Source organism: Methylomonas paludis, from assembly GCF_018734325.1.
GTDB lineage: Bacteria > Pseudomonadota > Gammaproteobacteria > Methylococcales > Methylomonadaceae > Methylomonas > Methylomonas paludis.
This window is the reverse complement of the sequence record NZ_CP073754.1, coordinates 2,454,303-2,472,640: the sequence shown is the minus strand read 5'-3', so window position 1 is coordinate 2,472,640 and position 18,338 is coordinate 2,454,303. Positions and strand designations below refer to the sequence as shown.

At 48.5% G+C, this 18,338-nt stretch carries 16 protein-coding genes and 2 tRNA genes; 13 read left to right on the top strand and 5 right to left on the bottom strand.

The features are described from left to right. Positions 1-234 precede the first annotated feature (234 nt). Both KEF85_RS11135 and KEF85_RS11130 read left to right on the top strand, forming a co-directional pair. Positions 235-1,191, top strand: a complete 957-nt coding sequence (locus tag KEF85_RS11135) for a beta-ribofuranosylaminobenzene 5'-phosphate synthase family protein (protein ID WP_215580514.1) — start codon at positions 235-237, stop codon at positions 1,189-1,191. Positions 1,192-1,526: 335 nt separating this feature from the next. After that, on the top strand, positions 1,527-5,675 hold the full coding sequence (locus KEF85_RS11130) for a PAS domain S-box protein (protein WP_215580512.1): 4,149 nt from the start codon (positions 1,527-1,529) through the stop codon (positions 5,673-5,675). Positions 5,676-6,337: 662 nt separating this feature from the next. Here the strand turns inward: KEF85_RS11130 and soxZ are convergent. Both soxZ and KEF85_RS11120 read right to left on the bottom strand, forming a co-directional pair. Next, positions 6,338-6,652 carry a thiosulfate oxidation carrier complex protein SoxZ gene (gene soxZ, locus KEF85_RS11125; protein ID WP_215580510.1) on the bottom strand — a complete coding sequence of 105 codons (315 nt, stop codon included), beginning with the start codon at positions 6,650-6,652 and terminating at the stop codon, positions 6,338-6,340. A 1-nt stretch (position 6,653) separates the two neighbouring features. Further along, positions 6,654-7,106: a thiosulfate oxidation carrier protein SoxY gene (locus tag KEF85_RS11120; protein ID WP_215580508.1), complete on the bottom strand. Its 453-nt coding sequence runs from the start codon at positions 7,104-7,106 to the stop codon at positions 6,654-6,656. Between the two features lie 116 nt (positions 7,107-7,222). On the opposite strand from KEF85_RS11120, the gene KEF85_RS11115 reads away from it, so the two are divergent. After that, positions 7,223-7,420 (top strand): hypothetical protein, encoded by a 198-nt coding sequence (locus KEF85_RS11115; protein ID WP_215580506.1) that lies wholly within the window; start codon positions 7,223-7,225, stop codon positions 7,418-7,420. Between the two features lie 299 nt (positions 7,421-7,719). On the opposite strand, the gene KEF85_RS11110 is transcribed toward KEF85_RS11115, so the two are convergent. Genes KEF85_RS11110 through nagZ form a run of 3 tightly spaced genes read right to left on the bottom strand, consistent with a single transcriptional unit; the run spans position 7,720 to position 10,011 of the window. Then, positions 7,720-8,460 carry an S-methyl-5'-thioinosine phosphorylase gene (locus KEF85_RS11110; RefSeq protein ID WP_215580504.1) on the bottom strand — a complete coding sequence of 247 codons (741 nt, stop codon included), beginning with the start codon at positions 8,458-8,460 and terminating at the stop codon, positions 7,720-7,722. Further along, on the bottom strand, positions 8,457-9,002 hold the full coding sequence (locus tag KEF85_RS11105) for a hypoxanthine-guanine phosphoribosyltransferase (RefSeq protein ID WP_215585148.1): 546 nt from the start codon (positions 9,000-9,002) through the stop codon (positions 8,457-8,459). The genes KEF85_RS11110 and KEF85_RS11105 overlap by 4 nt, the downstream gene beginning before the upstream one ends. After that, the gene (gene nagZ, locus KEF85_RS11100) at positions 8,992-10,011 is read right to left on the bottom strand and encodes a beta-N-acetylhexosaminidase (protein WP_246534883.1); all 1,020 of its coding nucleotides are present in this window, start codon (positions 10,009-10,011) and stop codon (positions 8,992-8,994) included. Before nagZ ends, KEF85_RS11105 begins: the two co-directional genes overlap by 11 nt. A gap of 248 nt (positions 10,012-10,259) precedes the next feature. On the opposite strand from nagZ, the gene KEF85_RS11095 reads away from it, so the two are divergent. The 10 genes from KEF85_RS11095 to KEF85_RS11050 all read left to right on the top strand — a co-directional run bounded on the left by KEF85_RS11095 (position 10,260) and on the right by KEF85_RS11050 (position 18,330). Beyond that, positions 10,260-10,336 (top strand) — tRNA-Val (locus KEF85_RS11095). Between the two features lie 52 nt (positions 10,337-10,388). Next, entirely contained in the window at positions 10,389-12,296 is a 1,908-nt protein-coding gene (gene thrS / locus KEF85_RS11090) for a threonine--tRNA ligase (protein WP_215580502.1), read from the top strand. 22 nt (positions 12,297-12,318) lie between these two features. Next, complete coding sequence (gene infC / locus KEF85_RS11085) at positions 12,319-12,843, top strand: translation initiation factor IF-3 (protein WP_215585144.1); 525 nt, start codon at positions 12,319-12,321, stop codon at positions 12,841-12,843. Between the two features lie 192 nt (positions 12,844-13,035). After that, positions 13,036-13,329, top strand: a complete 294-nt coding sequence (rpmI, locus tag KEF85_RS11080) for a 50S ribosomal protein L35 (protein ID WP_425515601.1) — start codon at positions 13,036-13,038, stop codon at positions 13,327-13,329. Positions 13,330-13,358: 29 nt separating this feature from the next. Beyond that, positions 13,359-13,721, top strand: a complete 363-nt coding sequence (rplT, locus tag KEF85_RS11075; RefSeq protein ID WP_215580500.1) for a 50S ribosomal protein L20 — start codon at positions 13,359-13,361, stop codon at positions 13,719-13,721. A gap of 280 nt (positions 13,722-14,001) precedes the next feature. Then, entirely contained in the window at positions 14,002-15,021 is a 1,020-nt protein-coding gene (pheS, locus tag KEF85_RS11070) for a phenylalanine--tRNA ligase subunit alpha (RefSeq protein WP_215580498.1), read from the top strand. Between the two features lie 14 nt (positions 15,022-15,035). Next, on the top strand, positions 15,036-17,411 hold the full coding sequence (pheT, locus tag KEF85_RS11065) for a phenylalanine--tRNA ligase subunit beta (protein ID WP_215580497.1): 2,376 nt from the start codon (positions 15,036-15,038) through the stop codon (positions 17,409-17,411). A 2-nt stretch (positions 17,412-17,413) separates the two neighbouring features. After that, on the top strand, positions 17,414-17,719 hold the full coding sequence (gene ihfA / locus KEF85_RS11060; protein WP_425515561.1) for an integration host factor subunit alpha: 306 nt from the start codon (positions 17,414-17,416) through the stop codon (positions 17,717-17,719). After that, complete coding sequence (locus KEF85_RS11055; protein WP_215580495.1) at positions 17,694-18,047, top strand: MerR family transcriptional regulator; 354 nt, start codon at positions 17,694-17,696, stop codon at positions 18,045-18,047. The genes ihfA and KEF85_RS11055 overlap by 26 nt, the downstream gene beginning before the upstream one ends. 206 nt (positions 18,048-18,253) lie before the next feature. Then, positions 18,254-18,330 (top strand) — tRNA-Pro (locus tag KEF85_RS11050). Positions 18,331-18,338 lie beyond the last annotated feature (8 nt).

The window sequence follows — 18,338 nt, the reverse complement described above, 5'->3', positions numbered from 1 at the left end:
TTTTTGTGGCGTATCGCTTTAAAAAACATATAGTTATAGGATGTGCTAAACGCAGTGCTGCGCATCATTCGCAGCTAACTTACTGTTTAAAAAGATGATACAGAATTAACGCCCAATGATGACTATTTATATAACCAATTTAAGTACCTTTAAGGAAGCTAGGGTTTTCCTGCCGGGAAAGCCGACAACTTCCGGTATAATAAAGCTATTTTTATTTTCAGCGGAACCCAGCTTGTGAAAGCGCAGTACAAAAATGTTACGGTTTTAGCGCCGGCCCGGTTGCATATGGGCTTTATTGATCTCAGCCGAGCGCTGGGGCGTGACTTTGGCAGTATTGGTATTGGACTTAAGGAAATTAATACCCAGGTTTCAATTAGTCAGGCAGAAATTTTACAAGTAAGCGGGCCGGTTGCCGAACGGGCTAAACAGCTCACCCAGCAATTATGTCAAGTTATGCAGGTGTCTGATAATCTCCGGATTGAGCTGATATCGGCGATCCCCGAACATGTCGGCCTGGGATCTGGAACCCAGATGTGTCTGGCAATAGGGATGGGCCTCAGCGAGTTTTACGGCTTGGGCTTGACAGCTCGTGATGTTGCGCGTTTGACTGAGCGGGGCGCCCGCTCCGGGATAGGCATAGCCGTGTTTGAGAAAGGCGGTCTAGTGGTCGATGGTGGTCGGGGCCCGACTACACAGACCCCGCCATTATTGGCGCATCTGCCAGTTCCGGCAGATTGGCGCTTTATTTTGGTATTTGACCAGCGCGGTCAGGGTTTGCATGGCCAGCAGGAAATAAATGCGTTTAAACAATTGCCGGCTTTTTCGCGCAGCGATGCCGAAAAACTCAGCTATTTATTACTGATGCAGGCGCTTCCGGCGGTGGCTGAAAATGATTTGACCAGTTTTGGGGCAGTGATCAGCGCCTTGCAGGCTGCAGTGGGTGAGCATTTTGCCGCAGTCCAAGGTGGAATTTTTACCAGTCCGGAAGTGGCAGCGGCCATGCAGATGCTGGAACAACTTGGGGCGGTCGCGATTGGTCAAACCTCATGGGGGCCGACCGGATTCTGTGCCGTTAAAGCAGTAGCAGCGCAAGCAATGTTGCAGCAAGCCGAACAAGCATTTGCCGGCACCCATCTGGTCTTTATGTTGGTAACGGCCAGTAATCAGGGCGCAGAAATAACTCATAGCTGAACAGGGCAATCTCTGCAATAGCGCCTAAAATTTCTCCAGCAGCTAAGTTCGCCAAGCCGGTATGGTTGTCGCTGATAACGTGGCGCTATTGCCTGTCCTTGAAACGATTATTATCAATGCTCAGGTTTTTAGTTGACCGGTAATTTTATTTCGGTAAACTTTAACCTAAAAACAGAATAGTATTTCTAATATTGAAATGTCCGCCACTTTGTTCTATCTGTCTTATTGCGTTAATGTGCTTAACAGGTGTCAATAAATGGCATTACGCCATTAGCATTTAGTCGTAGTTATTTAGCCGTAACCCATGTACCAGCAGCACTCTGCATACCTATTTAATGTTTAAAATCTTGATCTTGCAGATTGTAATGGTATTAATGACCATGCAAACTGCAGCGGCGGTAGATGTTAAGCCGGAAAAAATTCGATTGCAACTGAAATGGTTTCATCAATTTCAGTTTGCCGGTTATTACATGGCGCTGGAAAAAGGCTTTTACCGGGACGCGGGTCTGGACGTGGAGATTCTGGAAGGCCGGCCCTACCTACAAAATTCTGCAGAAAATTCCCACGATCAAATTCTGGTAGACAATATGCTGGCCGGGCATGCTGATTATACTATAGTCAGCAGTGGCGTAATTCTGGAATACATCGCCGGCAAACCGGTAGTGGCTTTGGCCGCTGTGGTCCAGAACTCACCGGGAGTATTACTGGTGCGTGGTGACTCAGAGATACATACCCCCCTGGATTTTGCCGGCAAGCGCCTGATGTTACAAGGCAGTGCCGAGTCGCTGGCACTGTTGCACAAAGAGGGCATTGATTTAAGCAAAGTTAATATTCAGCCCGAACACAGCGGCATTAATATCGATGACTTGATCAATGGCCGCTCCGATGTTTATTTTGGCTATGTCAGCAATGAAGTCTATCAACTGCAAAAAGCCGGAGTGGATTATCGGCAAATCATTCCGCGTGATTATGGTGTTAATTTTTACAATGATGTTTTAATTACCAGTCAGTATAAATTGCACAAACATCCCGCACAGGTGGCAAGTTTTGTGCGCGCCAGTATGCTCGGCTGGGAATATGCCTTGACACATATCGATGAAACCTGCCAATTAATTCAGCAGCGCTATGCGCCGGGCAAAACCCTGGATGCGCTACGTTTCGAAGCCGCTAGCCTGCATAAATTAATCATGCCGGAACTGGTGCAGATAGGCCATATGAACCCGGAGCGCTGGTGGCGCATCGGGGAAACCTATGCCGAGCTGGGCATGATGCCGGCCCAATTTAATCTTGAAGGCTTGCTGTATCAGCCCAATCCGCCGGCCAAAAGTCTTTTTTGGCTGTATTTGGGGTTGGCGGGTGTTTTGGCGATAATTGTGGTGATCGGCACCGTCTGTGTTTATATCTTCACTATCAATCGCCGTCTGACCAAATCCCTATCTTTGCTGGAAGCAACCCTGGAATCCACTACCGATGCGATATTAGTGGTTGATTTGTCGGATAAGCTAGCCTTATATAACCAGCAGTTTTTGGTTTTGTGGCAAATAGATTTCCCTATCGCCATCAATATGTATGATAGTGAGATATTAGCCAGGGCTGTCGATCGGGTAGTGGATGCCGAACGTTTTTTAGCTAGAGTGGATGAAATTTATGCCGCTGCTGAGCTAAGTTCTTTTGACGTGATTCATTTTAAAGATGGCCGGATCATTGAACGTTATTCCATGCCGCAACGAATTGGTGATGATGTGGTCGGTCGGGTCTGGAGTTTTCGCGATATCAGCGCCCGCATAGCCAGTGAGCGCCTGCTGATCGAAAGTCAACGTCGTTTTGCCGATATTGTCGAATCGGCGATGGATGCCATTATTACCATTAATGTCGCACAAAAGATTGTACTGTTTAATCCGGGTGCTGAAAAAATGTTTGGCTGTCCTGCAGAAGCAGCCATCGGCGCTACTTTGGATCGTTTTATTCCAGAGCATTATCGGCATGCACACTCTGACTATATTCAGGGTTTCGGCATTAGTGAAATACCCAGCGCCAAAATGGCGGGGGTACGCATTGTCATTGGTTTACGCGCAAACGGCGAAGAGTTTCCGTTGGAAGTCACCATTTCCCAGAGCGGCAAAAATGCCGAAAAAATTTATACCGCCATCATTCGCGATATTTCGGAACGCATCAGAGTTCAGCAAACTCTGAAGGCAAGTCAACAGGAAAATCAATTACTGGCTGAGCTGATTTGTAATTCCACCCAACCTATTGGCGTTGGTGGGGCGGACGGAAGTGTCGCTCTGGTCAATAACGCATTTGAGACACTCACCGGCTATTCAGCAGCAGAATTGTATGCCATCAACTGGGCTACAGAGCTAACCCCGCCGGAATGGTTTGAATTCGAGCAAGCCAAGCTGGCAGAATTGCATAATAGTGGTCAGGCGGTGCGTTATGAAAAAGAATATATTTGCAAGAACGGCAACCGCGTGCCGGTCGAACTGTTAGTCAATTATAAGGCCGGTAGCGAGGATCAGCCGGAATTATATTATGCTTTTGTTACCGACATCAGTGAACGCAAGCGAGTTGAAGCAGCGACTCGGGAAAGCGAACAGCGTATGTTGTTGGCAACCGAAGCTACGGGCGTAGGCATCTGGGAATGGGAGCTGGAATCCAATCTGTTGCGTTGGGATGCACAAATGTTTCGGATTTATGGTATTACCCCCACCCCGGATGGTATTGTCCCCTATACCACCTGGAGTGAGGCGGTGCTGGCGGAAGATTTGCCAGATCAGGAAGCAATTATCCAGAACACGATTCGTCAGTTGGGCTTAAGCAGTCGGGAATTCCGCATATTGCGTGGTGATGACGGCCAGTGCCGTTATATTCGGGCCGTGGAAACGGTGCGGCGAAATAAAGCAGGTGAAGCGATCGCCGTGGTGGGCACCAATCTGGATGTTACCGAAGCTACGCTGGCGGCTACCGGTTTGCGGGAAAGTGAACAGCGTTGGCGCTTTTGTCTGGAAGTAGCGAGTATGGGAGCCTGGGAGCTTAATTGTGCAGATAAGTCCCATTGGCGTTCGCTAGGACATGCGCAGATTTTTGGTTACCAGGAACTGCCAACCGAATGGTCTTACGAAATCATTCTGCAGCATGTACTGGATGAAGATCGAGCCAGAGTGGATCAGTGTATTCGGCAAGCCAGAGCTGAATATCAGGGTTGGAGTATCGAATGCCGTATTCGTCGTGTCGATGGTGAAATACGCTGGCTTTGGGTTAGGGCTGAGTACCTGATTCAGCAAGATGATAGAGGCTATAGGGAGTTCGGCCTGATGAGCGATGTTACCGAACGCAAGAGAGCTGAGCAGGACTTGCTGGATGCCGACCAGCATAAAGATAATTTTCTGGCCATGCTGGCGCACGAATTGCGTAACCCGCTGGCGCCGATCAGCAACGCTTTGGAAATCCAGAAAATGGCGCCTGCCGATCCGGCTCGGGTGCTTTGGTCTGCAGATATCATCGATCGGCAGATCAAGCATCTGACCGTGCTGGTCGACGACTTGCTGGATGTCTCGCGCATTAACCGGGATTTGATTGAATTAAAGCAAGTCAGGCTGGAAATGCGCGAATTCATTAATACCGCAGTGGAAACCTGTCAGCCCTTGCTGGAGGCGCGTCAACAAAAATTTGTCTTGAACTTGCCGGCGGAGCCGGTGTGGCTGCAAGGGGATTCGGTACGGCTTGCCCAGGTGGTGGCCAATTTACTCAATAACGCGATTAAATTTACCCAGGAAGGCGGAAATATCGAGCTCAAGGTTGAAGCGAGTGCTGATGACATTTGTATCCGGGTTATCGACAATGGTTATGGCGTAGATGGCGCTGATCTGCCCAAGCTGTTTCAATTGTTTTATCAAGTGGATCGCAGCCTGCATCGTACCCAGGGTGGTTTAGGCATCGGTTTGTCTTTAGTCCAACGTCTGGTGGAAAAACATGGTGGTACCGTGCAGGCATTTAGTGCCGGTAGCGGGCAGGGCAGCGAATTTGTGGTACACCTACCCCGATTGATGGTTGCGGATGTACCGGCCATAGTGAGTCCGGTCAAAAAAGCACCGACTCACGACAAGTTGCGCATACTATTGGTGGATGACAATCGCGATGTCGCCGACAGTATGGCCATGCTGATGCGCCTGGACCGGCATCAGGTGACTATTGCCAATGATGGTCAAGTCGGGCTTGAAACAGCCCGCGCCGAGCGTCCTGATGTGATTGTGCTGGATATCGGTTTGCCGGTCATGGATGGCTATGCAGTGGCGCAGGCTATTCGTCAGGAGCCGGAACTGGCAAATGCATTACTGATTGCCCTGACCGGTTATGGTCGGGCCGAAGATCGGGAAAAAGCCAAAATTGCCGGCTTTGATGAATTTATGGTTAAACCGCCGGATATTAAACAATTGCGCAAATTGCTGACAGACCAACAAGAAAAACTCAGCCTGGCCCGCTAAATTAAGCGCCGATCACTCAGTCTCGCGTTTAGCCATGTAGGGTGGCTTCGCCGCCAGGCAAGCCACCAAGACTTCTAAAATACTATAGCCAGTGTCATCGCGACCCGTAGCCTCGATGCAACGTAGTGGAATCGAGGGCTTTCGCAGCGCAGCCTTAATCAAAGCAGGGTTAAAGCCCACCACTCAAAGCCCAAATCAACGATTAACGCACCCATAGCTTCTTTAAAAGCCATGTAGGGTGGCTTCGCCGCCAGGCAAGCCACCAAGACTTCTAAAATACCATAGCCAGTGTCATCGCGACCCGTAGCCTCGATGCAACGCAGTGGAATCGAGGGCTTTCGCAGCGCAGCCTTAATCAAAGCAGGGTTAGGGAAGCCCACCACTCAAAGCCCAAATCAACTATAAACGCACCCATAGCTTCTTTAAAAGCCATGTAGGGTGGCTTCACCGCCAGGCAAGCCACCAAGACTTCTAAAATAACTATAGCCAGTGTCATCGCGACCCGTAGCCTCGATGCAACGCAGTGGAATCGAGGGCTTTCGCAGCGCAGCCTTAATCAAAGCAGGATTAGGGAAGCCCACCACTCAAAGCCCAAATCAACCATAAACGCACCCATAGCTTCTTTAAAAGCATCCTTTGCTGCTGAGTACAAACATTAAAAATTAATATTCGAGCCTATATTCGCTACTGTCAGTTTGATTAAGATTGTCGCGCCAGCTGACTTGCAACATGTCACCCCGCTGTAAATCCTTTAGGCGCAAGGCAAAATAAGGGTTTTTGGCAATACTGCCGGCCATATTCACCGTCATCAGCGCTACGCCGTTAAGCTTTAATTGCAATTCCTCAATAAAATGGGCAGGAATCAGCCTGCCGCTCAGCGGGTCGCGGTTACGGCCATTTTGCATAGGGTGCGTAAGCAGAATTCTGATTTCGGTCATATTGCCGGCTTGCTGGCTGCGAATCTTGATGCTGGACATATTAACCGGTACCGCAGCCGCCTTGCATGACTTTCACCCATTGCTGATTCATCAGCAGCAGTGCAGGGGTTTTAACCACAACTACCACCGCACAGCTTTCCGCCATTTTAATTCTAGTCGTCATAAAAGCCAGAGCCGGGCTGGTCAAAACCAGCTCTGCAGCCAACGGCGTCGGGTTTTTTTCAACCAGTATCCAAATATGTTCAATATTGTCCAGATCACTACTGATAGTGATAGGCACCACGGCACCATCTTCAGCTATTGCCGGTAATTGCAGTTTGACTAGATCGCTGACAGCAACGGTTTGCTCACCAAATAAACTATACAGCGTAGCCTGATAAGAGCCGGTGCTAAAAGCCCCGGCAGACCGAGCAATTTGCCAGGGCCGGAATAATGCGCCGGCCAGGCCGGTGTAAAAGCTGAATTTCAGAAAAAATCGACGATTTATCAACATATTATAAAAACAGTGCTGTTTATTGATGTAGATCAAAAATATTTTAACCTGATTTGATATCTTAATAACCGTTGAAACCTTTTCAGCACCATCAATAACTATAAGGTAGGTACAAAATGAGTGAAGTCCAACAAGAAAAAGACAATTTCTGGCTCTACATCGGTATCGCAGTCATCGCTTTTGCCGGCGTGATTTATCTGGTGAAAAGCGCTGAACATGATAAATATGCTTCTGCATCTAAAGCAATTGCAGAAGATTCCAGCAACTCTGCATATCGCAACGATGTGCTGCATAGTTCTGGTAATACCAAATAAGTAAAAATTGGCTGCCAACCGGACATTCCCAGGCGGCTAATGTTTTGATTGATCGACAGCGCTGGTGCTGAACTTAATATCGTAAATGCAATATTTGCGGTATTAATCGGCAAATATTAACAATAAATTAAGTATGGCGTGCGGCATTCAAGCCAGTATCAAGCAATTGTGCTGGTTTTAAGCCCGATGATAGCTCTCTACTCCTAAGAGCAGCAGTGTGATGATGGATTCCGGCCGGCTAGTCCGGGATCCATTTTTTTGCCTTATTCCGCCTGGTCTCCTTAAGCTAAACCCTGGGTTTATGCACTCAACGAAATGGTTGCAGTAAGCAACTTGATAGCCTTATTCATACCGGTTTCCAGATTGCGCTCGATTTCCGCCATGGTAATTTCGCCGCTTACAATTCCTGCTCCCCAGTTAGCCACTACCGAAATATTGGCGTATGCCAATTCCAATTCTTTGGCTAAAGCCGCTTCCGGCATGCCCGTCATACCTACCAAATCACAACCATCCTGAGCCAGACGCTTAATTTCTGCGCTGGTTTCCAGTCTGGGGCCTTGGGTGCAGCCATAAGTGGCGTTGTGACTGATTTCGATGCCGGATTGCTCTGCGGCCAGAATGATGCGTTCTCGTAAATGCGTCGCATAGGGCAGGGTAAAGTCGATATGTGTAACATGCTCCAGATCATCAGCAAAGAAAGTATGGTCGCGGCCATAGCTGTAATCGATGATCTGATCGGGAATGGCGATATGGGCCGGACCCATCGCGGCGCTAATGCCACCGACCGCAGCAACCGCAATAATTTCACGAACCCCTAACTGCTTTAAGCCCCAAATATTAGCCCGATAATTTATCTTATGGGGTGGAATGCGATGTGGATTACCATGCCTGGCCAAAAATACAATGGTTTGACCGTTGAGTTCAGCAATTTGAAAAGGAGCGGACGGCGTACCATAAGGGGTATGCAGATTTTGCTGGTCTACGATATTCAAATCGTCGATTTTGGTAAGTCCGGTGCCGCCGATGATGGCCAATGTCATAAAATTTCCTTGCAGGCATAAATACCCGCTGCATTTCTCAGATAAGCTTTGTAATCCATACCATAGCCAAACAAATAAAGATTGGCAACTTCCAGGCCGATGAAGTCAGCCTGGATAGGTTTGCTGTGGCCGATGTTTTTATCCAGCAAAACCGCACTATAGACAGTGTTTGCACCTTGCTGGCGGCAGTATGCGGCGATAGCCTGTAAAGTGTGGCCTTCATCAAGAATGTCATCAATAATTAAAACATTGCGCCCGGTTAAAGGTGTGGTAGGTAGGTATAGCCACTGGATATCGGTGCCGGCGGTGCTGTTACAGTAGCGACTGGCGTAAATACTGTCCAGTGTCAGCGGAAATTTCAGGCGCGGTAATAATTTGCCGGTGGTGACGATGCCGCCGTTAATCACACACAGTACCAACGGGTTTTGGTCGTGCAGTTTACTGGTGATGACGGTAGCCAAATCATCCAGGGCAGCCTCCACTTCCTGCTCGGTATACAGGCAAATCGCGTTTTGTTCAATTTGTTTGATTTCATCCAGCATGGGCATGACTCAGTAATGTAATTTTTGCGGAAAGCTGTTGCCATTCAGTGGTCAGCATTAAGTCTTCACGGGACAACGCGGTACCGCCCCGCATGGTCAGCAGGCGCCGTTCCCGGGCCGGGTGCCGGCCAATCTTCAGGCTGTCCAGTACTCGTTCAGCCGCGGAGGAATTATTGCACACCAGCAGCATATCACAGCCGGCTTCCTGGGCCAGTTTGGCCCGATCGGGATAATCGCCGGCGATAGCGGCGCCGGCCATGCTCAGATCATCGCTGAAAATTACGCCCTCAAAGCCCAGTTCCCGGCGCAGAATATCTTGCAACCAGATTCCGGAAAATCCGGCCGGCCAGACATCTACCTGCGGATAAACCACATGGGCAGGCATAATCCCTTCCAGTCCAGCCTTGATCAGGCGTTGGAACGGCATTAAATCCTGTTGGCGAATCTGCTCAAGACTGCGCTCATCAACAGGTAACGTTAAATGCGAATCCAAAGCCACAGCGCCGTGACCGGGGAAATGTTTGCCGATAGCCGCCATACCGGCCTTATTCATACCCAGGCGAAACTTGGCAGCCAGCTGTGCGGCCAGTTCCGGATCGGCGGAAAATGAACGATTGCCGATAATTTCGCTAATCCCGCAATCCACATCCAGCACCGGGGCAAAGCTGAAATCCACCCCTACCGCCAGCAATTCAGCAGCCATCAACCATCCCGCATCCTCGGTCAAATCCGCTTGCTCGGCATACACAGCAGCGGCAGGCAGTGGCGTAAAGTCGTCCTGAAAACGCTGCACCCGGCCACCTTCCTGATCTACCGCGATTAATATCGGCGCCCGCCGCGCCTGGCGTATGGCTTCGATAAGTTCGGTGATTTGGGCCGGAGACTCGTAATTGCGACTAAACAAAATCAAGCCGCCGGTATTGGGGTGGGCAATTTTTTCTTTGTCGAGCGCAGTGAGGCTTTGGCCTTCGATATCTATCATTACCGGGCCGATAGCGGTGTGTGTCATGGATGTTGGTAGTATGGTGAAATGAAAAACAGTAATTTCGACATTATACCTTTAGCATGACCGGTTTAGGGATGATTGACAGCCGCTATTAGCGGCTGCGGCCAGTATGGTGCCGGTTTAGTGCAGCCCGATATGGGGTTGGGCTTAATTCATAAGGCTTTAAATTTGGGCGAATGGCTTTGGTATAGAGAAAAAGCTTGCACAGGAATTCGGATTCGCTATAATGCACGGCTCGAACGAGAGATTTTAGGCGCGTAGCTCAGTTGGTTAGAGCACCACCTTGACATGGTGGGGGTCGGTGGTTCGAGTCCACTCGTGCCTACCAAAACAAAAGTAAAGCACCGCCCGTCGGTGCTTTTTTTATTGCGGAATCTAAAATGCCTGTTATTACACTCCCAGACGGTTCTCAGCGTCAATTCGAGCATGCGGTTAGCGTAATGGATGTCGCTAAATCCATAGGTGCAGGCCTGGCAAAGGCCACCCTGGCCGGTAAGGTTGATGATAAGCTGGTGGATGCATCAACCCTTATCGAGACAGATGCCCGCTTACAGATTATTACCGCTAAAGATGCCGAGGGAGTCGAAGTCATTCGCCACTCCACCGCCCATTTATTGGCGCAGGCAGTCAAACAATTATTCCCAGCCGCACAAGTCACCATAGGGCCGATCATCGAAAACGGCTTTTATTACGATTTTGCCTATGAACGTTCTTTTACCCCGGAAGATTTGGCGGCTATCGAACAAAAAATGCAGGAACTGGCAACCGCGGATATTGCTATAAACCGCTCATTGTTATCGCGTGATGCGGCGGTCAATTTTTTCACTGGTCTGGGCGAGCATTATAAAGCCGAAATTATTGCCTCAATTCCGGCCAATGAAGATTTATCCTTGTATGAACAAGGTGGATTTACCGATTTGTGCCGGGGGCCGCATGTACCCAGTACCGGCAAACTAAAAGCGTTTAAATTAATGAAAATAGCCGGCGCCTATTGGCGCGGCGATGCCAAAAATGAAATGCTGCAGCGTATCTATGGTACAGCCTGGGCTGATGCCAAAGAATTGGCTGCCTATCTGCACCGCCTGGAAGAGGCCGAAAAACGCGATCATCGCAAAATAGGCAAGGCGCTGGATTTATTCCATTCCCAGGAAGAAGCGCCGGGTATGGTGTTTTGGCACGAGAAAGGTTGGGCCATTTATCAGCAGGTTGAGCAATATATTCGCCAAAAACTGCGCCTGAATGGTTATAGCGAAGTTAAAACGCCGCAGATAGTGGATCGCAGCCTGTGGGAAAAGTCCGGACATTGGGACAAGTTCGGCGATATGATTTTTACCACCCATTCGGAAAACCGCGATTACGCGATAAAGCCGATGAACTGCCCCTGCCATATCCAGATTTATAATCAGGGTATTAAAAGTTACCGGGATTTACCGGTGCGGCTGGCCGAGTTTGGTTCCTGTCATCGTAACGAACCATCAGGTACACTGCATGGCCTGATGCGGGTGAGAAATTTTGTTCAGGATGACGCGCATATATTTTGTACCGAAGACCAGATTCAGTCTGAAGTCTCGGCTTTTATTGATTTGCTGTTCGAAGTCTATAAAGATTTTGGATTTAGCGAAGTTATTATTAAACTTTCCACGCGTCCGCTCAACCGGGTCGGCGACGATGCAGTCTGGGATAAAGCCGAACAGGCTTTAGAGCTGGCTTTAAATACCAAAGGTCTGGCTTGGCAATTGCAACCAGGCGAAGGCGCGTTTTACGGGCCGAAAATCGAATTTTCCTTAAAAGACTGCATCGGCAGGGTGTGGCAATGCGGAACTATCCAGGTCGATTTTTCCATGCCGGATCGGCTGGGCGCAGTTTTTATCGGCGAAGACAGTGCCAGACATATACCTGTCATGCTGCACCGTGCTATCCTAGGATCTCTGGAGCGCTTTATCGGGATTTTGATCGAACAATATGCCGGAAATTTCCCTTTATGGCTGGCTCCGGTACAATTGGTAGTGTTAAATATTACCGATCGTCAGGCCGATTATGCTGTTCAGTTACATCATGAACTTGAAAAACAAGGTCTTAGAGTCAAAATTGACTTGAGAAATGAAAAGATAGGCTTTAAAATTCGCGAACATTCCATACAGCGAGTGCCGTATTTGGTCATTGTCGGCGACAAAGAAATGGATAATCATGCTGTCACGCTGCGCAGCCAGCAAGGTGTAGATCTTGGGAGTTTTTCAGTCATTGATTTGGTTGATCGCTTGAAAACAGAGATTGCGGACAGGAAATAAATATAACGTGGAGGATTAGGGTATCAGCTCTAAAAAAGATGCAACGCGCTTAAATACCGAGATTACCGCCAGGCGGGTAAGGGTAATAGGCGCTGAAGGTGAACAGGTTGGTGTTGTTTCCATAAATGAAGCTTTACAGCTTGCCTATGACGTGAGCCTGGATTTGGTCGAGATTTCGCCCAATGCCGATCCTCCCGTTTGTAAGATCATGGATTTTGGCAAATATCAGTTTGAGTTGAACAAAAAACTGCAAGCCGCCAAGAAAAAGCAGAAGCAAATCCAAATCAAGGAAATCAAGTTTAGGCCGGGCACTGAAGAAGGCGATTATCAGGTGAAATTACGCAGCCTGATCAAATTCTTGAATGAAGGCGACAAAACCAAAATTACCGTGCGTTTTAAAGGTCGCGAATTAACTCACCGTGAGTTGGGTATGGATTTGTTGAAACGTATTGAGACCGATCTGGAAGAAGTAGCCGGCGTTGAGCAGTTTCCCAAGCTGGAAGGCCGGCAAATGGTCATGGTCATGGGGCCGAAAAAGAAAAAATAGTTTGTAACTACTCAGCGTCCGGGGTATTTGTTTTAAAAACAGGTGGTTGTCGGATGTGCTAAACGCAGTGCAGCGCATCATTCGCAGCTAACCAGTTGTATAAAAACGGTACTTCAAGCTTTACGCTGAATAATTACCATAGGTTTAACCGTTTCTAAAACGGTTTGCCGATTCAGGAAGGAATCGGCATTGATGCCCCAAAAGCATCGAAAATCCAGTGGGGCCAAGCATTTTGCCTCACCGGGTTTAATCTCAGGGATTTTACTTATTAATATTTGGAGAAAACAAATGCCAAAACTGAAAAGCCATAGTGGCGCTGGTAAGCGCTTCAAGAGAACCGGCACTGGCGGTTTTAAATGCAAACAATCGCATAAACGCCATATTCTGACCAAAAAATCTACCAAACGGAAAAGACAGCTGCGTAAAACAGCCATCCTTCACCCTTCAGATACGCCTTTAGTAGCGCGTATGTTGCCTTATAGTTGATTAACATCATCATTTGAAGAGAGTAGAACATGGCTAGAGTTAAACGCGGTGTCACCGCACGTGCAAGACACAAAAAAATCTTAAAACTGGCAAAAGGCTATTATGGCGCGCGTAGTCGCGTCTATCGCGTTGCCAAACAGGCGGTAATTAAAGCCGGTCAATACGCATACCGTGACCGTAAACAGAAAAAACGTCAATTCCGGGCTTTATGGATAGTACGTATTAACGCCGCCGCGCGTTTGTACGGCATTTCCTACAGCCGTCTGATCAATGGTCTGAATAAAGCTAATGTGGCTATCGACCGTAAAGTGCTGGCCGATCTGGCTGTGCGCGATATTGATGCGTTTGGAGCCATTGCCAAAGTGGCTATTGCCCATCAAAGCAAACCTTAACAGATTGGTATTTACCTCTCTGACAAGCCGTTAGATCAGTTTATACAACTCTCCGCTGAATGTGGAGAGTTGTATTTCCAATTAGCTGATCGTGACAGTACCTTCCGATTATTTATAATTTTTTGTAACTATTCAGTGTCCATGTATCTATTTAAAAAACAAGCAGTTGTAGGATGTGCTAAACCCAGTGCAGCGCATCATTCGAAGCTAAATACTTGTTTAAAATTGTGTCATGAAAATTTTACCCTGAATAATTACAATTCTTTTAGAGAGCTAAGCCGTGTCGGTTAATAGCGAAGACATCATTAAACAGGCATTGCAGGCGTTGGCTGAAGCCACGGATCTCAATCAACTGGATCAGGTTAGAGTTAATTATCTTGGTAAAAAAGGCGTATTTACCCAGCAAATGAAAGCGCTGGGCAATCTGGAGCCGGATCAACGCCGTAGTGTCGGCCAAGTAATCAATACCATCAAGGACGCCTTTCAGGAAGCGCTTGATGCGCGTAAACAAGTGCTGGAGCAGGCAGAATTGCAGGCCCGGTTAAACGCAGAGCGGGTTGATGTAACCCTGCCGGGCAGAAGCCAGGGCAGTTCCGGATTACATCCGGTGACCACTACGCTGCGCCGCATAGCCAAAATTTTTGCCAGCGTCGGTTTTGATGTCGTGGAAGGCCCGGAAATTGAAGATGATTATCACAATTTTGGGGCGCTGAATATTCCCGAGCATCATCCGGCCCGGGCTATGCACGATACCTTTTATTTTGATGCCCACACCGTGTTGCGCACCCATACCTCGCCGGTGCAAATCAGAGTCATGGAGTCAGAAACACCGCCGCTGAAAGTTATCGCGCCGGGTCGGGTATACCGTTGTGATTCGGATTTGACCCATACCCCGATGTTTCATCAGGTAGAGGGCTTTCTGGTGGATCGCGATGTCAGCTTTGCCGATCTAAAAGGCGTTGTGTTTGAATTTCTCCGGGCCTTTTTTGAAAAAGATATACAGGTACGGTTTCGGCCTTCCTATTTTCCATTCACCGAGCCATCGGCAGAAGTGGATATAGAGTGCGTAATTTGTGATGGCCAGGGGTGCCGGGTTTGCAGTCAGACCGGTTGGCTGGAAGTGATGGGCTGCGGCATGATCCATCCCGAAGTCTTTACAGCGGTGAACATTGATCATCAACAGTTTTCCGGCTTTGCCTTTGGTATGGGTGTCGAACGTCTGGCCATGCTGCGTTATGGGATTAATGATTTGCGACTGTTTTTTGAAAACGATCTCAAGTTTTTGCAACAGTTTAATTAAGGTTGGTTTGAATCATGCAAGTAAGTGAAGCCTGGTTAAGGGAATTGGTCAACCCAACTATTGATACTGCCGCCCTGGTCGCGCAATTAACGATGGCCGGTCTGGAAGTGGATGCGCTGCAAGCCGTTGCTGCCGAATTTAGCGGCGTGGTAATTGCTGAAGTATTAAGCACAGTGCAACATCCTAATGCCGATAAATTGCGGGTATGTCAGGTCAATGTCGGTCAGGATCAGCCCTTGCAAATTGTCTGTGGTGCGGCTAATGTCCGGCCCGGTTTAAAAGTACCGGCCGCTTTGATAGGTGCAGTATTACCCGGCGATTTTAAAATCAAGGAATCCAAACTGCGCGGCGAATTGTCATATGGCATGTTATGCTCAGAAAAAGAACTGGGTTTGGCTTCAACTTCTGATGGCCTGATGGAATTGGCGGCTGATGCCCCGGTAGGTGTCAATATTCGTGAATATCTGCAGCTTGATGACAATGTCATCGAATTGGGCTTAACACCCAATCGTGCCGATTGCCTAAGTGTGGAAGGCGTTGCCAGAGAAGTGGCAGTGCTCAACCAACTGCCGTTTCAAGCACTGCCGGTAGAGTCTGCAGTTGTTGAGCATCAGGATACCCTGGCGATTCAAATTGAAGACACAGGCGCCTGTCCGGTTTATCTGGGCCGCTTGATCAAGGATATTAATCCGGCAGCGCAAACCCCGTTATGGATGCAGGAACGCCTGCGCCGCAGCGGCATACGCAGTTTGAGTCCGGTCGTGGATGTCACCAATTATGTATTACTGGAATTGGGTCAGCCCTTACATGCTTTTGATGCCGATAAACTGGCGGCACCGCTGGTGGTCAGACGCAGCCGAGCTGAAGAACCGTTGACTTTGCTCAATGATCAAACCATAGCCTTGGATGGTGCAGCATTAGTGATTGCCGATCAGCATCAGGCGCTGGCATTAGCCGGTGTCATGGGCGGCAAAAGCAGCGCGGTTTCCAGTGCAACCCAAAATATTTTTCTGGAATGCGCCTTTTTTACCCCATTGGCGATAGCCGGCAAGGCGCGTGGCTTTGGCTTGCATACCGATTCTTCGCACCGCTTTGAGCGTGGTGTGGATTTTACTTTGCAGCATCGGGCTATAGAACGGGCCACTCAATTGATCGTGGCTATCGTAGGGGGACGTATTGGCCCCGTAGTGTCAGCCGGTAACACCGCTGATTTACCGCAACGCCTGCCGGTCAGCTTACGCCGCAGCCAGATCGGTAAAGTACTGGGGATAAGCCCCAGCGATAGCTATGTTAATGCATTGTTCCAGGCTTTGGGTATGCAAGTGACGGATACCCAAGACGGCTGGCAGATTACCCCGCCGGGATTCCGCTTTGACATTAGTATAGAAGCAGATTTGCTGGAAGAAATCGGCAGAATCTATGGCTATAACAATTTGCCCAGCAGTAGCTTGTGGATGCGCTCGGCCTTGGCCAAAGCACCGGAGTCTGTGCTGGCCATAAGCCGCTTGCAGGACTGCCTGGTGGATAGAGCCTATCAGGAAGCAATTACCTACAGTTTTGTGGATGAACAGATACAAAAGCTGATTGCTCCCAATGATGAATTTATCCGTATCAGTAATCCTATTTCTTCAGAACTGGCGATTATGCGCACCACTCTGTGGTGTGGCTTACTGAATGCGGCCTTATACAATGTCAATCGCCAACAATTTCGAGTGCGCCTGTTTGAAACAGGTTTACGTTTTTATCGCGATGCAGAGGGTATCCAGCAGCGCAAAATGCTGGCTGGTTTGGCCCTAGGCAATGCAAATCCGGAGCAATGGGCGCAAGCCAGTCGGCCGGTAGATTTTTTTGATGTTAAAGCGGATGTTGAAGCTTTATTGGCATTAAGCGGGCAAACGGTGCGTTTTGAAGTGGGCCAACACCCGGCTTTACATCCTGGTCAAACCGCGCAGATAGTTAATGCCGAAGCTGAAGTGATAGGTTTAGTCGGCATGTTGCATCCCATTCTGGAAAAGCAGCTTGGCTTTGACACCCCGGTATTTTTATTTGAATTAAAGCAGGAAGCGGTATTGGATAGAGTTGTGCCGAAGTTTGCACCTTTATCCAGATTTCCGTCGGTGCGGCGCGATATAGCCTTACTGGTTGATGAAGCTGTACCGGCCAGTGCCATTGTTGAAGGCATCACTGCCTGTCAGGAAGCGGCTATCCGTGAAGTCCAAATTTTTGATGTCTATCGAGGTCAGGGTGTGCCGGAAGGTTTGAAAAGCATAGCCTTAAGTCTGGTATTGCAGGATTTTTCGCAAACCCTGACCGAGACGGAAATCGATACACTATTTCGCAGAGTGTTAGACACTCTGGCGGCAAAACATAATGCAAAATTGAGGGAGTGATTGTGGCACTAACAAAAGCAGATATTGCAGAAAAACTATTTGAAGAACTGGGTTTGAATAAACGCGAAGCCAAAGAAATTGTCGAATTGTTTTTTGAAGAAATCAAAACTTCATTGGAAACCGGCGAGCAAGTCAAAATTTCCGGTTTCGGCAAATTTGAATTGCGCGATAAAAACGGCAGACCAGGCAGAAACCCAAAAACCGGCGAAGAGATTCCCATTACCCCGCGTCGTGTGGTAACCTTTAGGACTGGTCAGAAACTAAAAGCGCGTGTAGAAGCCTATGCTGGAACCCAGTCAGAATCATGAGCTGCCGGTTATACCGGCCAAACGTTACTTCACCATAGGTGAAGTCAGTGAGTTGTGTGCGGTAAAACCTCATGTATTACGCTATTGGGAACAGGAGTTTACCGAACTAAGTCCGGTAAAACGCCGAGGCAATCGACGCTATTATCAGCGTCATGACGTATTACTAATCCGGCAGATACGCAGCCTGCTTTATGAGCAAGGTTATACCATCGGCGGAGCCAGGGCTCATCTGGTCAGCGATCTGGTCAAAGATGATGCCACACTCAGCAAGCAATTAGTGCATCAGATGGTCGGTGAACTGGAAGATATTTTGGATATTCTGAAATAATCCCGGTATTGCCTCAACTCTGTATAGACCAAATAGGGCATAGGATGTGCTGAACAAAGTGAAGCGCATCAATCGTGAACGCTGCGCCTGCTGATGTCTGCACACCCTCTAGCCCATCCGTGCAACAAAGATGATCAAATACTCGCTTAATTATGCTAAAATGCTCTGCTTTCCCGGTTGATAGAGCTGGGTTTTAATACATACTTCGGGGCGTAGCGCAGTCTGGTAGCGCACTATACTGGGGGTGTAGGGGTCGTGGGTTCGAGTCCCGCCGTCCCGACCAAGTGTGTG